The sequence below is a fragment of the Streptomyces sp. UG1 genome (assembly GCF_049974585.1).
Lineage (GTDB): Bacteria > Actinomycetota > Actinomycetes > Streptomycetales > Streptomycetaceae > Streptomyces.
The window spans coordinates 24599-40081 of record NZ_JBNGGG010000026.1 but is presented as its reverse complement, the minus strand read 5'-3'; the positions used below and the strand labels follow the sequence as shown (position 1 = coordinate 40081).

Below are 15483 nucleotides of genomic sequence, written 5' to 3'. Positions count from 1 at the left end.
CCCCGGGACGGCCGTCAGAGGACGGTGCCCGGGTCCTCCGGCCGGATGCGACCGCGCCAGCCGCCGGTGCTGCCGCCTTTCTCGACGTAGTCCTTGAACCGGCGCAGGTCGCCCTTCACCCGCCGGTCGATCATGCCGAGCGCGTCCGCGCCCTTCTCCGCGACACCGGCCGGCTCAACGTCCATGGTGAGCTCCACCCGGGTGTGCGTGTCGTCCAGCGGCTCGAACCGGACCGATCCGCGCTGCTGCGTGTCGCCGCCGACGGACCGCCAGGTGATCCGGTCGTCGGCCAGCTGGTCGACGATCTCGGTGTCGAACTCGCGGTGCACCCCGCCGATGCTGGTGACCCAGTGGTTGTGCCGGTCGTCGAGCTGCCTGACCTCGTCAACGCCTTCCATGAAGTGCGGGAAGTCCTCGAACTGGGTCCACTGGTCGTACGCCCTGCGGAGCGGGACCTCGACGTCGACCGTTTCCTTGACCGTGCTCATTGATCCGACCCTCCTCGTCCGCTCTTCGCCGGGAGCCCGGGCAGCGCGCGGCGGTCCGGCCTCCGGTACGTGTGTGGGCCTCGGGTACCCGGGAAGCCCGAGGTAAAAGATCGCGGGCCGCCCGATTCGCGTGTGGTCGTACTGGCTCGACTCCACGCGATATCCGCCCATTGCACCCCATCTGGGCTGCATCGTGGCCTTCAACCGGGCGGAACGGGCGTGGGAGACCACCCCACGTTTCCAGGTCACGCCTGACGTGAAGAGGGACGTCCTGCATATGCCCCGGACCGGCTGGACGAAGGTCCGTCACCTGAAGGGCAGGGCGATGTACACCTGCGTCGCCGCCGTGGAGGACAGGAGCACTCCGCCCTCGGCTCGCACGAGCGCCGGATGGAACATCGTCCGGGGCGAGGGCTGAGGCGCCGTCCCGGAGGAAGGCCGTCCCCCGTCCCCGGCCTCGGAGCGACCGTGAAAGCACTGGCGCAGCGCGCGGCAACCAGGACGGCGCGCGTAATGTCATCAGCGAGATCTCCGGGGCTCGCCGACATCGGCTTCACGATTCCCGGCCAGGCGTGGACCTACTGACATCTCGGCACAGGCCATGAAGGCAGCCATCTCCTCATGCCGCGTCTGGATGAACTCCGGGTCACCCTTCGCCCGGTCGAAGGCGCCGAGCAGCCCGTTGATCCCGTCGCCGGGATGGCCGTAGACCCTCTCCCCCTCCGCCACTCTCATGCACCCGGACGGTGATTCATCCGGTGCCGACGCGGCCCCTGTGCCGACTTTGATCAGCCGCCCGCAATCTCCGGGAGATCATGCGGATAAAAAGCGCATAAATGGTGACTTTCTTACGTGCTGCAAGAGTCACGCAGAGGGGATAACAGTCATGTCGTATCCGCAGGGCTCCAGTGACATAGGCGCGCATCCCGAACTGGCAGAGATGCGAGAACGGCTCGAGCGCACCGCCTCAAGCGGTCAGGCTGTCGCCGTCGAGGGACTGATGGTCCTCGCAGGCGTCTACGCCGCGATCTCCCCTTGGGTCGTGCACTTCACCAATGAGCCGAACATCACCATCAACAACCTGATCGTCGGCATCACGGTGGGCGTGATAGGGCTCGGCCTGAGCATGGCCCCGGATCGTATGTTCCGCCTGGCGTGGGTGGTCGCACCGCTCGGAGTGTGGCTGCTGCTCTCCCCGTGGGTGGTCACCGCGGCGCACAGCGCGCGGGCCGGCATCATCTGGAACAACTGCTGGATCGGCGCGGCGATCGCCGTGCTCGGTCTGGCTGCCGCAGGCCTGACCATCGGCCTCTCCCGCCGCGGGCCCCGGTAAGGGCGCAGTGTGTCGTGCCCAGGGATTCCGTGGGCACGACACACCGTCGGCGATCCGGACGCGACCGACATGCGGCGGATACGCCCCAGCGGGCTCTGCAACCGTCCGGCGCGTGACGCCACTCGCATGGCTCACACGGTTTCCCGCAGCCGGGTCATGGCGTGTTTCAGGGAACTGCTGGTGGGTCACTCCAGGACCGAAGTGCACGCCACGGTGCCCGAGGAGCGGTTGGCCATGTTCGAACGTCAACGACAGCAGCGTCACCCATGACCTCGCCGGTCCCAGCGCGCCGCCCCACCAGACGGTGCGCGACGGCATGAACACGCCGTAGTCGCCCCACGCCGCCCGACCCTCAGAGGCCCATGTCTTCCTCAGCCGCCGACTTGCTCCGGACGCGCGACGCCACCGCGGTACCGGATCCGTCCTCGGACCAACTCGACGCGCTGATGCGCGAGCTCTCGGAACAGCCCCGGGGACCGCGGCAGGCCGCCCTTCGAGAGCAGGTCATCCGCCTGCTGCTGCCGCTGGCCCGCCGCGTGGCGCGCCGATTCCAGCGCCAGGGGGAGGACTTCGACGACCTCGTTCAGGTCGCGTCCCTCGGACTGGTCAAGGCCGTCGACGGCTACGACCCGACACTCGGCCACGCCTTCCTGTCGTACGCCCTCCCCAAGGTCACCGGTGAGCTCAGGCGGCACCTGCGCGACCGCACCTCCGCCGTACGGCTGCCCCGTCCCCTCCAGGAGGCGAGCGGCCAGGTGTTCCAGGCCGTAGAGGAACTCGAGCAGCGGCTCGGCGGCTGTTCGCCCACCTCTCGGCAGATCGCCGAGCACACGGGACTTGAACACGGCCACGTGCTGTCCACGCTGCGGGCGGTGCACGAGTGCCGTCCGCGTTCTCTGGAGGAGCCGGCGGGGCACGACCAGGACTCCCCGCTCGCCTCCCTGATCGGTGCCGAGGACGGCGCCCTCGGTCGCGTAGTCGACACCGTCGCCCTGACATCCCTGGTGAAGCAGCTTCCAGAGCGGGACCGTCACGTCATCTATCTGCGCTTCTACCGGGAGTGGACACAACAGCAGATCGCGGACGTCATCGGCGTCTCCCAGATGCAGGTCTCGCGCATTCTGAGGCGCTGCTTCGGCCGGCTCCGCGAGGCGCTCCTGGCAGCAGAGCCCGGTGTGGGAGGTGCCGGCGAGGAGCGCCCGTCGGCGGAGCCGGTACGTCGCCCCGCGCGGCCCGCTCCAGCACACCCGACGGCCGGCCACACGGCCTCTCCGCGCCCACGCCCGGCAGGGCTCGGCAGAAGGCGGGTAACCCTTGAGAACGGGCCCGCGGCTTCTGTGCCATGCGCCGCACCCAGCGCCGGGCGCCGTGTGCCGAGGCGATCTGTTCGCGCGCTGTCGCTCCGGACATGCCGAGGAGCCGGCGCCGACGTACCCCCGCGTATGCCGCGCCGGACGTGTCCCAGGACCGTACGGCCGACACCGACGACGCAGCCGGTCTCTCCCGTCCATACCCCATGCCTCGGCGGAGTGGCACGGCCACCTCCTTACGCCGCGGTGTTGGTGGGACGGTTCCGTTCGCCGCACCAGGGAGGCAGGCACAGTAGAGCACCCTCCCCTTCCCGGACCCTGAACCCGTCCGGCCGGCCGTACACCGTACTGCGCCGACTGACGGTCGCACGGACCGTCACGTCGTGAGGTGACCCATGCGCCCGCTGCTCGTCCGTCCCAATGCGCTGACGCCCTCGGAGATCTTCCTCCGCTTGGAGCCGCTCGGCCTCGAATGCGTGGCCGGTGCCAGGTACCAGGCTGGGCACCGGGTCACGAGCTCCCGGCACCCCGGCCCGTCGGCGACCGCCGGCAGCTGTACGTGCACGCCGGACCGCTGCGGTCAGGGGGCTGACCCGCCACCCCGCCGCCTGTGAACACCGGCTTCCGATGACCGTCACCGTTCTCGCCGCACTGGCCGCGGGCGCCTGCTTCGCGGTGGCCGGTGTGCTCCAGCAGCGGGCGGCAAGCGCCCGCCCGGCCGACGAGGCGTTGTCGTGGCGGCTGCTGTGGCACCTGATGCGGCAGCCGATGTGGGTGTCCGGCATCGGACTGGCGGTCCTGGCATACGGATTCCAGTCCCTGGCGCTGGCGTTCGGTCCGCTCAGCCTGGTGCAGCCGTTGATCGTCTGCGAGCTGATCTTCGCCATTCCGCTGTCGGCCCGGCTGCACCGGGTGCGTCTGGGGGCCCGGGAGTGGGGCGGCACCCTGGCCGTGGCGGGTGGCCTGGCCGCCGCTCTGACCACGGCCCGGCCGGGTGGCGGGGATCCCGCGACGGCGCGCCTCGGTCCGTGGCTCCTCGCGCTGGGAGTGGTCGCCGCCGTGACGGCCGGCACCCTGGTGGCGCGCGCGTACGTCTGCGGAGTCTGGCGAGCGTCCTTCATCGCCCTCGCCGCCGGTACGGTGATGGGCTTCCAGTCGGTGTTGCTGAGCGCCACCGTGGCCCGGCTGCCCCGCGGTTTCGCCGCCGTTGCCTCGGCGTGGCAGACGTACCTCCTCGTCGTCGCGAGCATCGGCGGGCTGCTGTTGATCCAGAGCGCGTTCCAGGAGGGGCCGCTCGCCGCCTCCGTGACGGTGATCGACACCGCCGAGCCGATCGTTGCGGTGACGGCCGGGGTCATGCTGTTCGGCGAGACGTTGCAGTCGGGCTGGCCGCTCACGGCGTTCACCGTGGCCGGTGCCGCGGCGACGTTCATCGGCATCGTTCGCCTGGACACATCACCGGCGATAGCGGCGCTGCACCAGCGGGATACGCGGCGGCGGGAATCCGCGGCGGGGTACGGATCGGCCGTGCGGTCGGCGCCAGAAGGCGAGCCGCCGCGTGGCGCACGTCGGTGAGCGTCGCTCAGAGACGGCCGACGGCGGCTCGCTGCACCATGTCGGCAGCCTCGTGCCACACGGGCAGGAGGTCTTCTTCCAGAACCTGTGTCCACGTGGGGTGCCGGGTCCGCGCTGTCCGGGCCGCCCGCCGCCCCATCAGCCGCCGTGCCCCCGGCCGGACGAGCAGGCTCTCCAGCGCCCGAGCCCAGCCCTCCGGGGTGTCGTCCCGCACCGCCAGGCCGTCGTATCCGGCGGCCGTGAGCCACTGCGTGGTCTCGGCGCGCTCCGGCAGGACCACGGGCAGGCCACACGCCATCGCCTCGGAGACGACATTGCCGACGGTCTCGGTGAGCGAGGGGAACGCGAAGACGTCGCAGCCTGCGTACACCTGCGCCAGCCGATCCTGCGGCTGGCGTCCGAGTTCTGTCACGTCGGGCCCCAGCAGTTCCCTGATGCGGCCGGTCTCGGCGCCAGAACCGACGATCAACAGATGCGCCTGGTGTCCCTGGCGCCTGAGGCGGCAGAGCGCCTCGGCGAGGAGCAAGGCGCGTTTGGAGGCGTCCACACGGCCGACGAACAGCACCAGTGGCCGGTCCCCGGGAACGCGGAGGCGGCGCACCAGTTCCGCCCGGGCCGTCGGGTCGGGCCGGAACCGTTCGTGATCTACGCCGCGGCGCAGCAGGGACACGCGGTCACGGCCGGTGATGGCGCCCATCTCCATGCAGGCGCGCGACGAGGAGCAAAGGACCCGGTCGCAGCGGCGCAGCAGCCGGTCGCGGCGGCGCCGGGCGAGTGCTTCGACCAGGTGGGGCAGGCCGGCAGCGGATCCGTCGGCCAGCCGGGACAGTCCGGGCACCGTGCCGACCAGTTGGCGGGTGTAGGCGGACGCCAGCGCCGGGACGTCCGTGTGCAGGGAGCTCACCAGGCCCGCGCGCGGCGCCGGGGAAGCACGGCGAGCGAGCCGCACGGCCGTCGTGGCGAACGCGAAGCTGTGCGTGAGGTGCCAGACATCGTGACGGGGCAACAGCGCGGCGAGGCGGGGGTGGTGAGGCGCGAGGTCGGTGATGTCCACGCCGCCCACGGCGGGCATGACCACGGCCGTGCTCAGGACCGGCCGCAGGGCCACGAACCGCACGCGGGGCGACAGCTCCTCGACGTACTCTCGATGTCCGAGCATGTAGACGGTCAAGTCGATGCCGGCTTGGTCATCCTCGCGCCGGGCCGCCGCCTCGGCGAACCGCTCCCAGCACTTCACGTGTCCGCCCGAGGCGTCGTTCCTGAGCAGTTCCACCAGGACCGCGACGGACGTGATGTCCGGGCACGCCGGGGCGTCGTGGTGCGCTTGTGGCACTGTGGTGCGCATGGTGCGGGAGTACCCGTCCGAGCCGCAGTCATCCGTCGCGTTGCTCGCTCGGCTCGGCCTCCTACTGCCTGCCCGGACGCCGCGATCGTCACTGCCGTCCCGCCCATCAGGACCATTCAATCCAGGTTTGCCCGACCTGTCGCGGGTGACTCAGCCGCGTGTGCGCGAGCCGACCGAGGAAGGCACCGTGCGACGTTACCTGCGTGCGCTGCGGCACGGATGGGAGTGGCTGGGCGCCCGTACACTCGTGCGGCGCGGGCGTGACCTGGAGCTGATGCACCGAGCCCTGGGATTCGCCACGCTGGCCCTGGTCATGCTGGCTCCCCTGCTCATCGTGGTCGCCGCCGCCGATCCACTCGAGCGCGGCGGCTTCGCGGCATGGCTGGCTGACGGGATGGGGCTGTCCGGCCGGTCCGCGCGGGTGCTGACGGACATCATCAGCCCGCCGCGCAACGTGGTCGGCACCATCAGTGTGTGGGGCGGTCTGGCCCTCGCCCTGTTCGGTGTCACGCTCGGCGGCAGTGTCCAGAACGGCTACGAGCGGATCTGGAATCTGCCTCCTGGACCATGGCACCGGGTCTGGCGTCAGGCGACCTGGTTGGCCGCGCTGACCGCGTACCTCTACCAGGAGGTGCGGACGGGTGGTGCGATGCAGGGGCCGGAGCGGATCACTCTGTCGTTGGTGACCGGCACGCTGTTCTTCTGGTGGGGGCAGCACTTCCTGCTCGGCGGACAGGTCCGCTGGCGGGACCTGCTCCCGGGCGCCGTCGCCACCATGGCGGGCCTGATCGGGCTGAGGGGCTTCTCCTACTTCGTCTTCACCCCGCTGATCGTCGACAACGCGATCAGTTACGGCGCGGTGGGCGTCGTTCTCGTGGTCGAGTCATGGCTGATCGGTGTGGGTTTCGTCATCTACGGCGGCGCATTGTTCGGTCGCTGGCTCCTCGACCACCACGGACACCGGTTCATCGGGCACCTGCACACGCGGCCCGGGAAAGATCCGGTCAGCGACGATTGACGGGCGCGAAGGCGCTGCTGCAGGTGCTCGACACCCACCCTCCCCACCGCCACGACGGGAATCATGTCCGGCATCTTCCGGCCCGGGACGCCGCTGTACGGAGGATCGAGACCACTCGCCGTGGTAGTCGTCGTGGTGGGCCCACTGCTGCCAGCATGCACCGGTCCACCACCAGCCACTCGTTCAGAGGTGCTGTCGCAGGGTCGAGTTCCCCTTCGACCGTGCCGTGCGGAAGGCACTCGACGAAGTCCCCGACGGCAAGCTGTTCTCGGTGGGGCTGCGTCAGGCTTCCGGCCCGGACCCCGTGTGGCGGACCGAGGTCGCCGCCAAGGACGGCACTGTGCACCTGGTGCGCGTCGACGCCACCCTGGGCCGGCTGCTGAGCACAGCTGTGCCGGCCGACCAGCCTCCTGGGGAGAAGACGAGAACAGCGGCGCTGGTGGAGGCCGCGAAGGTGCTTCCGGAGGGACAGCGTGACGCCGCGCAGTGACTGCTGGCGCACGGCGGCCCTCACGGACTTCTGCATCGCCTGCGCATTCGTGCTGGGCTCGCTGCCTGCTCCTGTTGCCGACCTGATCGGCCTGCGGGTGTACGAGCCTCAACCCCGATGGGGACATCGGGTGCCATGGCCTGGCTCCTCAACCTGCCTGCCCCCAGCCCGACGATCCGCTGGCCCGGCTCGTGCCGGAACTGCAAAATGGATCCACCCAGTGGCCTTGTGCTGGAAGGCAGCCGACTGGCGGGCATCGGCATCCCTCCGACATCGGCCGGGTCACGCCCGGATGGCCCCGCAGTGTCGTCCCGAGGAGTCGTGCGGGAGCTCAGTGGTGCCGGCGGCCTCCCCGGCGGAACCGCAGCGCGGCATACGCGAGCGCGGCGATGAAAACGACCACACCGATCGCAAGCAGGTACAGCAATCCCTCGACCACGGCACCGATGAGGCCAAGGACCACTGCCACGAGGATGAGGAACAGCAACAGAGCCATCTTGACCGCCTCCCGCAACATTTCGCCGTACCCAAGTGGCGGCTTTTCCCTGTTTCCCCTCTTATCGCCAATTAATGCCCTTTCTTGCGCTGCTCATCCGGGTCGTCAGCGCAAGTGCGGACGCGCGCTGACACAACCGCCTCTGGCACGGTGCCTGGTTACTCGTCTGGCACATCACCAGGACACCGTTCCAAGCCGAGGGTGTGCCCGGGGCGGCACCACGCTTGCGGGTGATTTCTGGAACAGAACGTGCCGGGGGTGCAATCGGGCGGCAATGACACTGCGATCGGCTCAGCCCTGTTCGCCACTGTCGTCGAGAGCGGGTACCGGCATGCACAGGCAATTGGCGCATGGCGTGCGCGCCTCCTTGCGCAACAACGGCCAGGCTTACGGCTTCTCCGTATCCATCACCGCGAGTGCGGCGATGCTGCACGCGGAGGCGAGGCAGTCCGGCACCGCTCACCTGATCTACTTCGCCGTAGGAGCCGCAGTGGCCTTCAGCCTGCTGCAGACTCTGGCGACGAGCGGCTTCCGCAAGCCGCTGGAACAGGAGCCCAGCACCGTGACTGCGCTGGGGATCGCACTCAGCATCGTCTCCGTCACCACGGTCGTGACGCTGGCTTGGGCAGTAGCCCACTTCGTCGGAGGAATGGCGGCATGGCCCCTGACCGGCTTCCTGGTCTCCGTGGTCTATCCCGTGGCCGCTGGGCTGGAACTCGCTGTCGCTCAGCGCTTCCGCGAGGCATCCGACGAGGACACGAAGAAGGAGACCAGCAAAGAAGAAGAAGCGCACGATCAGCGGAATGGAAGCTGACGGCGCGCCGCGGGCAGCGGCTCAGAGCGGCGGACTGACTCCTCGCGTTCCTCCCTGTCAGCGTGTTCCAGCACGGCACGGCCTTGCGTACCGCGTTGCAGAAGACAGCCCTGGCCCCTCGAGCGGGGCGCTGCGCTGCCCAGCCTGGGCGGCGAGTCGGCCAGCCTGACGGGCCAACGCGAACGTCACTTGCCGCTGCCGCGCCGACGGGTCTCGCAGTTGCCCGCCGTCCAGGGTCCGGTGGGCTTGGCGCAGCGCCTCACCGAGCTGAAACAGCCGCTCGGCCTCGCCGGACTGCGATGCGGGTAACGGTGATCACCGATGCGAGGCCGTAGAGCTCATCGGTCACCGCGTCAAGATTCACCCCTCCCAGCTGACAACTCGCCGAGCACGCATCCGGAGGCGCCGCGGATGCTGTGACCGGGTGGGCGCGGCTCGATGCCCGGTAGATGGGGGCAGCGTGCCAGAGGTGGGCCTTCGGCGTCGGGTCCTGCTCTCGGCCGTCTCCACGCCTCCGCGTTTCGGCGGCCCGGGCCAGGGATACTCCGGACTGCCCTTCTCCTCGAACGCCGGGGGTTGCCGCAGTCGGCTGTCGCTCGGGCGTTCTCCCTCGTATCCGAGGTGCAGCCCATGTCTCAGGCCCCCTTCCGTGCCGGTGCGGCCGACGTGTCGTTCACCCAGACGCCGGTCCCGCTGCGGGAATCGGCTCTGGGACCCCCGACCGACGGGAGCGAGCGCCCGAGCGCGGCGCTCGTGACCGGCGCCTCCTCGGGGATCGGTGCCGCCGTGGCCTCTCGGCTGTCCGCCGAGGGGTGGCGTCTCGTCCTCAACGGACGGGACGCGGCAAGCCTTCACCGTGTCGCGGAGCAGGCCCGGGCCTCGGCCTTTCCAATGGATCTCACCCGGCCGGGCGCAGAACGGCAGCTGGCTAGGTTCGCCCTGGCCAAGGTCGGGCGAGTGGATCTGCTCGTGGCCGGTGCCGGCATCGGCTGGGCCGGAGAATTCAGCGCCATGCCCCCGTCGGCCCTGGAGGAGGTCATCGAGGTCGATCTCCTGGCCACGTTGCGTCTGGTACGCCGGCTCGTGCCTCACATGGTGGAGGGGGGCTCCGGGCGTGTGGTGGTCATCGGGTCCGTGGCCGGGGCGGTGGGGGTGCGAGGTGAGGCCGTCTACTCGGCGGCCAAGGCCGCGCTGGGTACCTTCGCCGACGCGCTGCGGTACGAGCTACGCGGTACCGGGGTCGGGATCAGCCATGTGGTGCCGGGTGCGGTGGACACGCCCTTCTTCGAGCGGCGCGGCGCCCTGTACCGGCGGTCGTGGCCCAAGCCGGTGCCGCCCGAGCGGGTGGCGGACGCTGTATGGACCGCGGTGTCCCGTGGGCGGGACGAGATCTACGTGCCCGGCTGGCTGCGTCTCCCCGTCCGGGTGCGCGGTGCGGCGCCGACCCTGTACCGGCGGCTGGCTGCCGTGTTCGGATGAGCGGGGTACAGCGTCCTCACCGTCGTCGTGGCCCTGCTGGCGGCGCTGTCCAACACCTCGGCTTCGGTACTGCGACGGCGGCCCGCGACGGATGAACCGGACGGCCATGTGTTCTGCGGCAGGCCGTGCGTCGGCTCGTGCACGGGGTTGCGGGTGCCTGGCGGCTCGCCTTGTCCACCCGTTCCCGGCGACCTTTGCATAGGGCAAATCCATCGGGGCACCCGGGCCACGACGAGGCCGAAACCCCCTCAGCCGACCGGGCTCGCCGATCCCCCACGCCAAGCGAGAGCGACAGTGCGATGGACGCTTTCGCCCCCCTACGGCTCACGGTCGTCGGCTCCTCCCGAAGAGGTCCCAACCCGGGCGTACAGCCCGACACCCGAGGACGAGGTCGTGCACCGGATGGCGGCTCGTCGGCCTGGTCAAGGCCGTCGACCGTTATGACCCCGGTCGCGGCCACGCCTTCCTCTCATACGCCGTACCCACCATCGACGGCGAACTCAAACGCCACTTGCGCGACCACACATGGGAAGTCCACGTCCCTCGCCGGATCCAGGACCGCCACCGCCGCGTCCGACTGGCCCAGGACGAACTGCGCCGCGCCGGGCACGAGCGGGGCGGTACCATCCGTGAGCTCCCTGGGCGCCATCATCCCCGTACTGCCGGACCGGGAGCGCACCATCCTCCGCCTCTACTTCCTCGGGTCCCTCACACAGCGAGAGGTCGCCGACGCCATCGGAATGTCGCACATGCGCGTCTCCCGATTGCTCCATCGTTCCTGCGGCCATCTGCGCAATTGCCTCCTGGCCGGCTGAGAGACTTCAGGCATCGCGGCGGCCGGCCGGGCGAGTGTGGACATATAGCTGCCGACGGTCACCGACATCCAGGTGCTGGGGCAGCGGGAGCTCGTAGCGCACCGGGCGGCGGTGGTCGGCCAACTGCCGTGCGGGGTTGTAGACACGGTTGAATTTCCACAGCATGCGGGCGAAGTTGGTCTGTCCGCGGGCGAGGTTGCCGGCCAGTACGCGCAGGGCGCCCGCCGCGGTCCGCAGACCCAGGTGCTTGCGGTTGATGACCGCCTGGGTCCTGACAAGTTCGCGGTAGAAATCGTCCAAGGGCAGGGTGGTGGGCACCACGGCGTGCTGGATGTCGAAGAGGCGATAGTCGCGGGTGGTGAGCCTGCGTGATTCGGTGTGCCAGATTTCGGTTCCGGGGTAGGGCGTCATCACGGTCAGGTGCACGATCTCGGGAACGGCCAAGGCGAACTCCCGGACGATGCGGAAGCGTTCCTCGTCCCAGGCCGGGTCCACGATGAGGTTGATCGCGACGTTGATGCCGAGTCGGCGTGCCACCTCCAGGGCGCGGAAGTTGTCGTCGGGGCTGACCCGTTTTCTGTACAGATCAAGTCCCTCGGCGTCGATGGCTTCCATGCCGAGGAACATGTACTTCAGACCGAGCCGGGTCCAGCGCCGGAAGACCTCTTCGTTGCGCAGCAGGACGTCACTGCGGGTCTCCAGGTAGTAGTGCTTGCGGATCCTGCGGCGTTCCAGTTCCTCGGCGATGGCGTGTCCGTGCTCGGGCCGGATGAACGCGACGTCGTCGACGATGAACACGTTCGGCTCCCGGATGGCCGCCATCTCCGCGCCGGCCGCCTCGGGGGAGGCTTTGCGGTAGCTGCGGCCGTAGAAGGTCCAGGCGGAGCAGAAGGAGCAGTCCCACGGGCAGCCCCGGGTGAACTCGATCGACGCGCACGGATCCAGTTCCCCGATGAAGTAGCGGCGCCGGTGGCGCATCAGGTCGCGCGCCGGTACGGGGCTGTCGATGCCGTGCAGCATCCGCGGTTCGGGACCGCGTCCCGCGGGTGTGACGATCCCCGGCACGTCCTGCACACCGCCGTCCCGAACGGCCGCCAGCAAGGGAGCCACGGCTGGTTCCCCTTCCCCTCGTACCACCGCGTCCACGGCCCCTTCAGCCTGTTCGAGCACGTCCTCAGCCACAAAGGACACACTGTGCCCACCGAAGAAGACGAAGCAGTTGGGGGCGGCGCGCTTGGCCGCCTGGGCGAGACCGATCGCCTCGGGGATGTTGGCCAGGTAATTCAGGGACACGCCGAGAGCGTCGGGGCGGAAGGAGGCGAATTCACGGGCCAGCTCCCTCGTGCCGGTCACCTGCAGGTCCACGATCCGCACCTCGTGGCCCGCGTCGCGGGCCGCGCCGGCCACCCTCTCCAGGCCGAGTGGCTCCAGACGCAGGAAGATCTCCGAGTACATCAGGGCACTGGGGTGGACGAGGAGCAGGCGCATGGTCACCTCGGTGGGCGGCGGACGGGGACAGCGGCCGGACGGCTACTGTCACAGGGGTTCCACGCGCAGCGGGCCGGAACCACATGTCCGTCGAACGGCCCACGGCCGGCGGTTGCCCGCCCAACCGCATTCACCCCCGTCAACCGCCCGGCGGCTCAGCCGAGGGGTCGGCAGAGGTGCCGGAACCTGCGGGGTGGTGGCCGAGCGCCGAGACCGGGCCGTCGCCGTGGGCGGTGCCGCCCGCGGCAGTCCGGGGGCGCAGCGGGACGCCGTTGGCACGCAGCACGTCGCGGACATCCAGGATGAGGGGGAAGACCTCGTGATTGCGATCCTCGCCCTGCTCCTCCCACGCCCGCTGCTCGGCTTCCACGGCCATGCGATCCTCGGCGAACACACGTTCGGTGAAGCGTCTGATCAGCGGCCACGCCAGGTGAAGGGCGCCAGGAACCCTGGGCTTCTCGATCATGAGGAGGCCATAGGCGTGACACCTGCGCTGCTCGGCGTCCTCGGGCACGTACGCGGCCCAGAGGCGGAAGGCCGGGCGTTCGGCGTTCTCCGGCACCAGGTCGAGTGTCTGGTACGGGTATTCGGTGCGGATGGTCATGACGTCGGCGGAGTCGCTGCCGCCGACGCCCTCGGCGGCCAACAGGCCGGCTCCACGGTTCCGCTTCCCGCCGGCGTGGGTGAACAGGTACCTGGCCTCCACCGACCGTGCACCGGTGCGGTATTCCAGCAGCTCGGGGTGGAGCCTGCCGACGACGCCACGGTGGAGGAACTGGTGGTTCATATCGAGCAGGTTCTCGTGCATGAACGAGTAGTGGCAGCGCACCGTCCGGGAGAAGGTCATGGTCTTGTACCGCGCCGAGCCGAACGCGGGCAGTTCGGGCAGCGCGGTGCCCGTCGCCTTCTCCGGGTCGCCCGGGAAGACGAACACCAATCCGTAGGCCTCACGGACGGGGTAGCCACGCACGCCGCGCGGCGGCCGGCCGTCGCCCTTGGACAGATACGGGATCTGCGAGATGCGCCCGTCGCCGCGATAGGCCCAGGCGTGATAGCAGCAGCGGAGTGTCTCGCCCTCCACGACGCCCAGGCTGAGCGGTACCTGCCGGTGGGCGCACCGGTCCTCCAGTGCGTAGACGGTGCCACTTTTCCCGCGGTACAGCGCGATGCGCTCACCGGCGAATGCTGTTGCCGCAACTCGCCCGCTGCGTACGCTCCGGGACAGCGCGACGGGGTACCAGAAGTCCGGGTTCGCCCCTACGCGCCGAAGGTCGGGCATGCCGGAACCCGGATCGCGGCGCACCGAAGACTCACCGCTCCCGACCCCGCCAGCGCGGATCCCGGCCCCATCGGGGTCGATCTCGGTCACGTCTCTCTCCCTCGCACGTGGGACAGCACCCTCAACCCTGGCGGCCGCACGCCGCCCACGCTCTGCGCAGCGCGTCCGGATGGGTGAGCGCCACCACCCCGCCCTGTCCATGGGGCCCGGCATCCCAGACGGTGATGTACACGGCGGTGGCCGGCGGTGATGCCTGCCGGTGGCGTCGGGGCAGTGTCAGGAGCTGCCTGAGTGGCCAGCCCCTTTTCCCCGGCGGGCGTCGGGCCCGTCCAGTCGGCGGAGCACCGACTGGGTCCAGCCTGAGCTTCAGCTACTCCGGTCGGCACCCGCGCGTCGGTGGACCGACCCTGGAAGGGGTATAGCTGTCGCCGCCTCGCTCGTGTCAGTACAAGCAGGGATACGAAGAAGACGACTGCCGTGGCCAGTCCGACGCCCCAGTCGGCCGCGAGCAGCAGGAATCGGCCGCGATCAGTAGGTAACCCGTGGCAGCTCGGTGAACGTCCTGTCACCGGGCTTTGGCCAGCAGCCTGTTTGGCGCTGGATGTACGGGGGGGGACCCCCAAGGCCGCAGAGTCCGCGAGGACTTTCAGGGGCTGAGGAGACGCTGCCATGTCCTCCCTCGAGCGCTCCGCTGCGGGATCCGCGGTACTGCTGTGCATGACAGCCGCGCTCATGGCGGGATGTGCCGACGGCCCAGCCGGTTCCCCAGACGTGGCCTTCGTATCCCTGACCATTGCGGGCGAAGGGCCCTTCAGCTTCGTGCTGGACACCGGTGCCTCAGCGAGTGTCGTCGGGACGGACCGGGCGAGTGTGGTGGAAGTGCCCAGCTGGAAGGCGGGGCGAGGCCCTACTGCTTCCGTCCCGGTGACTGGGACCTCATGGGCGGGGATCTGTCCTCAACCTCAGGTGCGGTCGTCCGCCTACACCACTTCCAAGAAGAAAGAGGTGTTCGCCCCCTCCGCGATGGTCTTGACGCGCACAGTGCCCGGAGCGTCACCGGCGACGAGCGGCACATCCGTGCTGCCTGTCCCATCCGACGCCGTGGTGACCCGGACGGGAGAGCCGCCGCGGAAGTCGGTCCCGGTTCCCTCAGGGTCGTCCACGAAGAAGCTCACCATGCGGCCGCCGACGGGCTCACCGTCGGCATCAAACATGACAGCGAGTGGAGCAAACTCCGCCCCCCGCTCCACGCGTTGTCCATCGCCCGTGACCACTGTCAGCGCATCCATCCTCGTCCACCACTCGTTCCGAACACCGCCCGCGCCGGGCAGCCGGGCGCCTGCTGTTCGGTTCTCGCGGAACACTCGCCCGAAACCCCGAAGCGCCGAAGCGCCGAAACCTCGATACGCGCTTTCCCGAGCACGGGGCGGCAACAGTGCAGCCCATCCCGGTCCGGGCCGTGTACAGAACGCACCTCAGGGCACTCGGCTCAGCCCGTCCCCGACGTCAGTGCCACAACGTCGGCCGAGAAACCGGAAGCGACCCACCGGAGT

14 protein-coding genes and 2 pseudogenes are annotated in these 15483 nt (G+C 69.8%); 9 read left to right on the top strand and 7 right to left on the bottom strand.

Annotation, left to right across the window (positions count from 1 at the left end):
* Positions 1–14: 14 nt before the first annotated feature.
* Both ACP4J3_RS27480 and ACP4J3_RS27475 read right to left on the bottom strand, forming a co-directional pair.
* Positions 15–488 (bottom strand): SRPBCC family protein, encoded by a 474-nt coding sequence (locus tag ACP4J3_RS27480; protein WP_426538729.1) that lies wholly within the window; start codon positions 486–488, stop codon positions 15–17.
* Positions 489–1082: 594 nt separating this feature from the next.
* Positions 1083–1223 (bottom strand): annotated as a pseudogene (locus ACP4J3_RS27475) (thiamine pyrophosphate-binding protein); the annotation flags it as partial.
* Positions 1224–1374: 151 nt separating this feature from the next.
* Between ACP4J3_RS27475 and ACP4J3_RS27470 the strand changes: the two are divergent.
* From ACP4J3_RS27470 to ACP4J3_RS27460, 3 genes are all read left to right on the top strand, one after another.
* Entirely contained in the window at positions 1375–1821 is a 447-nt protein-coding gene (locus ACP4J3_RS27470) for an SPW repeat protein (protein ID WP_426538728.1), read from the top strand.
* Positions 1822–2183: 362 nt separating this feature from the next.
* Complete coding sequence (locus ACP4J3_RS27465) at positions 2184–3518, top strand: sigma-70 family RNA polymerase sigma factor (protein ID WP_426538727.1); 1335 nt, start codon at positions 2184–2186, stop codon at positions 3516–3518.
* A gap of 240 nt (positions 3519–3758) precedes the next feature.
* Positions 3759–4706 carry a DMT family transporter gene (locus tag ACP4J3_RS27460; protein WP_426538726.1) on the top strand — a complete coding sequence of 316 codons (948 nt, stop codon included), beginning with the start codon at positions 3759–3761 and terminating at the stop codon, positions 4704–4706.
* Positions 4707–4713: 7 nt separating this feature from the next.
* Here ACP4J3_RS27460 and ACP4J3_RS27455 read toward each other — a convergent pair whose 3' ends face one another.
* Positions 4714–6051, bottom strand: coding sequence for a glycosyltransferase (locus tag ACP4J3_RS27455; protein ID WP_426538725.1), 1338 nt, complete (start codon positions 6049–6051; stop codon positions 4714–4716).
* A 187-nt stretch (positions 6052–6238) separates the two neighbouring features.
* Between ACP4J3_RS27455 and ACP4J3_RS27450 the strand changes: the two genes are divergently transcribed.
* On the top strand, positions 6239–7069 hold the full coding sequence (locus tag ACP4J3_RS27450) for a ribonuclease BN (protein ID WP_426538724.1): 831 nt from the start codon (positions 6239–6241) through the stop codon (positions 7067–7069).
* Between the two features lie 226 nt (positions 7070–7295).
* Complete coding sequence (locus ACP4J3_RS27445) at positions 7296–7559, top strand: PepSY domain-containing protein (protein ID WP_426538723.1); 264 nt, start codon at positions 7296–7298, stop codon at positions 7557–7559.
* Positions 7560–7890: 331 nt separating this feature from the next.
* Here ACP4J3_RS27445 and ACP4J3_RS27440 read toward each other — a convergent pair whose 3' ends face one another.
* Positions 7891–8055 carry a hypothetical protein gene (locus ACP4J3_RS27440; protein ID WP_426538722.1) on the bottom strand — a complete coding sequence of 55 codons (165 nt, stop codon included), beginning with the start codon at positions 8053–8055 and terminating at the stop codon, positions 7891–7893.
* Between the two features lie 331 nt (positions 8056–8386).
* Between ACP4J3_RS27440 and ACP4J3_RS27435 the strand changes: the two genes are divergently transcribed.
* From ACP4J3_RS27435 to ACP4J3_RS27420, 4 genes and pseudogenes are all read left to right on the top strand, one after another.
* The gene (locus ACP4J3_RS27435) at positions 8387–8869 is read left to right on the top strand and encodes a hypothetical protein (RefSeq protein ID WP_426538721.1); all 483 of its coding nucleotides are present in this window, start codon (positions 8387–8389) and stop codon (positions 8867–8869) included.
* Positions 8870–9499: 630 nt separating this feature from the next.
* On the top strand, positions 9500–10348 hold the full coding sequence (locus tag ACP4J3_RS27430) for an SDR family NAD(P)-dependent oxidoreductase (RefSeq protein ID WP_426538720.1): 849 nt from the start codon (positions 9500–9502) through the stop codon (positions 10346–10348).
* 211 nt (positions 10349–10559) lie between these two features.
* Positions 10560–10823: pseudogene (locus ACP4J3_RS27425) on the top strand (hypothetical protein); the annotation flags it as partial.
* A 154-nt stretch (positions 10824–10977) separates the two neighbouring features.
* Positions 10978–11163 carry a sigma-70 family RNA polymerase sigma factor gene (locus tag ACP4J3_RS27420; RefSeq protein WP_426538719.1) on the top strand — a complete coding sequence of 62 codons (186 nt, stop codon included), beginning with the start codon at positions 10978–10980 and terminating at the stop codon, positions 11161–11163.
* A 6-nt stretch (positions 11164–11169) separates the two neighbouring features.
* Here ACP4J3_RS27420 and hpnR read toward each other — a convergent pair whose 3' ends face one another.
* From hpnR to ACP4J3_RS27405, 3 genes are all read right to left on the bottom strand, one after another.
* On the bottom strand, positions 11170–12651 hold the full coding sequence (hpnR, locus tag ACP4J3_RS27415) for a hopanoid C-3 methylase HpnR (RefSeq protein ID WP_426538718.1): 1482 nt from the start codon (positions 12649–12651) through the stop codon (positions 11170–11172).
* Positions 12652–12790: 139 nt separating this feature from the next.
* Positions 12791–13930, bottom strand: coding sequence for a Rieske 2Fe-2S domain-containing protein (locus ACP4J3_RS27410; RefSeq protein WP_426538830.1), 1140 nt, complete (start codon positions 13928–13930; stop codon positions 12791–12793).
* A 980-nt stretch (positions 13931–14910) separates the two neighbouring features.
* Positions 14911–15219: a hypothetical protein gene (locus ACP4J3_RS27405; protein WP_426538717.1), complete on the bottom strand. Its 309-nt coding sequence runs from the start codon at positions 15217–15219 to the stop codon at positions 14911–14913.
* Positions 15220–15483 lie beyond the last annotated feature (264 nt).

Coding starts and splice junctions, on each gene's coding strand:
- ACP4J3_RS27480 (WP_426538729.1), bottom strand. CDS start 488: ATGAGCACGGTCAAGGAAACGGTCGACGTCGAGGTCCCGCTCCGCAGG.
- ACP4J3_RS27470 (WP_426538728.1), top strand. CDS start 1,375: ATGTCGTATCCGCAGGGCTCCAGTGACATAGGCGCGCATCCCGAACTG.
- ACP4J3_RS27465 (WP_426538727.1), top strand. CDS start 2,184: ATGTCTTCCTCAGCCGCCGACTTGCTCCGGACGCGCGACGCCACCGCG.
- ACP4J3_RS27460 (WP_426538726.1), top strand. CDS start 3,759: ATGACCGTCACCGTTCTCGCCGCACTGGCCGCGGGCGCCTGCTTCGCG.
- ACP4J3_RS27455 (WP_426538725.1), bottom strand. CDS start 6,051: ATGCGCACCACAGTGCCACAAGCGCACCACGACGCCCCGGCGTGCCCG.
- ACP4J3_RS27440 (WP_426538722.1), bottom strand. CDS start 8,055: ATGGCTCTGTTGCTGTTCCTCATCCTCGTGGCAGTGGTCCTTGGCCTC.
- ACP4J3_RS27435 (WP_426538721.1), top strand. CDS start 8,387: ATGCACAGGCAATTGGCGCATGGCGTGCGCGCCTCCTTGCGCAACAAC.
- ACP4J3_RS27430 (WP_426538720.1), top strand. CDS start 9,500: ATGTCTCAGGCCCCCTTCCGTGCCGGTGCGGCCGACGTGTCGTTCACC.
- hpnR (WP_426538718.1), bottom strand. CDS start 12,651: ATGCGCCTGCTCCTCGTCCACCCCAGTGCCCTGATGTACTCGGAGATC.
- ACP4J3_RS27410 (WP_426538830.1), bottom strand. CDS start 13,930: ATGCCCGACCTTCGGCGCGTAGGGGCGAACCCGGACTTCTGGTACCCC.
- ACP4J3_RS27405 (WP_426538717.1), bottom strand. CDS start 15,219: ATGGATGCGCTGACAGTGGTCACGGGCGATGGACAACGCGTGGAGCGG.